Genomic DNA, 1,856 nt, shown 5'->3' with positions numbered 1-1,856 from the left:
TCTTCTTCAGCTCGGCTTCCAGGGCGCCGCGGTGGTGGGCGCGGGCGAGGCGGTCGATCCAGTTCGTCGCGGTGTCGAACAGGACCGAGTAGCCGGACTGGGTGGCCTTGATCCCGAGCCCGATCGCCAGGTGGGTCTTGCCCAGGCCGGGCGGGCCGAGCAGGATCACGTTCTCCGCCTTCGGGATGAACGTCGCCGTGGCCAGGTGCGCGAGCACGTCCTTGCGGAGGCTCGGCAGGTGGTCGAGGTTGAAGTCTTCCAGGGTCTTGATCGCTGGGAAGTGCGCGGTGCGGATCCGCATCGTCGTGCCGGCGGACTCCCGGTCGGCGACTTGCCGTTCCAACACGGCGGCGAGGTACTCCTCGTGCGACCAGTTCGCCTCCCTGGCCTGGTCGGCCAAGATCTCCCAGGTCCGCCCGATGGTGGGCGTCTTGAGGACTCTGGTGAGGTAGGCGAGCTTGGATCCCAGCCCGTCCGGTGTCGGTCTGCTCTTCGTTGTCGTGGTCATCTACTTCCCTCCGGCTGCGCTTTCCTGGACCGCCTCGAGGTTGGGGCGGGGGTCGAAGTCCACGCCGAAGAGGGCGTCGTAGTCCGGCAAGGCACGGATCGCCACGACGTGTCCATCGGCGTGCGAACGAGTCGAGGCCTGCCGCCGGCGGGCGGCCAAGTCCTGGCGCAGCAGCCGGGCGGTGGCCTGATGCTCGGGATCGGTGATCGTGCGGGCGTGACCCCAGTCGCGGTCGTGATCAGCCACGACCTGCCCGGCGCACGAGGCGACCATCCGGGCGGGGGTGGCGAGCACGTCGACGAACCTGCCGATGCACCGAGGGTCCACGGAGTAGTCGTTGCCGTCGATACGCACGTAGTAGTCCCGCCCCAGCCGCACCCGATGCGTGAGCCCGATCGCCGGTGCCACCGGCGGCAGAGCCACCATCGCGGCCCGGTCCGCCGCCCACCTGGCCGTGGGCGTCGTCGAGCCGATCGCGCGCAGGACGCGCGTGTTCGCGCGCTGCACGAGCCAGTCGCTGATCTGGACGTTGAAATCGAACGGCGAGGTGAACACGCGCCCGGGCAGGAACGAGGTCTCGAAGAACCCGTTGCGCCGTTCGACCAGCCCCTTGAACTCCGGATCCCGGGGTGGGGCCAGGCGAATGCGCACCCCGATCGTCCCGGCGAACGACGCCGCCTCCGTCGTGAGCTTTCCGGTGCCGCCGATCGCGGCCTCCCGGTCCCAGACCAAAGTCCGTGGACAGGCGCCCCACCCGGCGACGATCTCCCACATCCCCGCCAGGATGTCTCCGGCCTTGCGACTGGGGATCATGACTGCGTCCGTGACTCGCGAGTACCCGCAGGTCATCGCGAGCACCGGCAGGATCCGCTCAGCCCCGCCGCCAACCGGGATCGGCTGGGGTGGAAACCACAGGTCGCACTGGGCGACCTCGCCCGGGTCGTACTCCACTCGGTCGGTCGGGTCCGGTGGAACGAACAACGGGCGCAGCTCCCGGACCCGGTCTTTGAGGATCGTCAGCGACTTCGTCCACCCGATCCGCTCAGCGATCACCGTCGCAGGCATCCGCGGGAACTCCGCGAGCAACGCCCGGATCTGCGGCTCGACCTCGTCCACCAGCGAACCACGAGGGCCGCGCTCACGCGACGGCGGCGCCTCAGCCCGAAGCGCCGAACGGACCGTGTTACGCGCCAAACCCAGCCGACGCGCGATCTCCTTGATCGGAACACCCTCAGCCCGATGCAGCCGACGGATCTCAGCCCAGTCTTCCAATGCGATCACCCCTCCAGCCTCGGAGGGGTCAGTCCCAATCCGCCGCTAGAGGGTCAGTCTCAGCGCGTCGTCGACA

General features: G+C 69.1%; 2 protein-coding genes. Both read right to left on the bottom strand.

Annotated elements, in window-relative coordinates; all coding sequences use genetic code 11:
• A partial coding sequence (locus AB0M52_RS33630) for an ATP-binding protein (protein WP_363961890.1) occupies positions 1-508 on the bottom strand: 508 nt, incomplete at its 3' end.
• Positions 509-1,789 carry an IS21 family transposase gene (istA, locus tag AB0M52_RS33625; protein ID WP_363961888.1) on the bottom strand — a complete coding sequence of 427 codons (1,281 nt, stop codon included), beginning with the start codon at positions 1,787-1,789 and terminating at the stop codon, positions 509-511.
• Positions 1,790-1,856: the final 67 nt, after the last annotated feature.

Source organism: Micromonospora sp. NPDC051296 (assembly GCF_040682255.1).
GTDB classification, from domain to species: domain Bacteria; phylum Actinomycetota; class Actinomycetes; order Mycobacteriales; family Micromonosporaceae; genus Micromonospora; species Micromonospora craterilacus.
The sequence above is the reverse complement of the archived record's forward strand: the minus strand, read 5'-3'. Positions and strand labels throughout refer to the sequence as shown.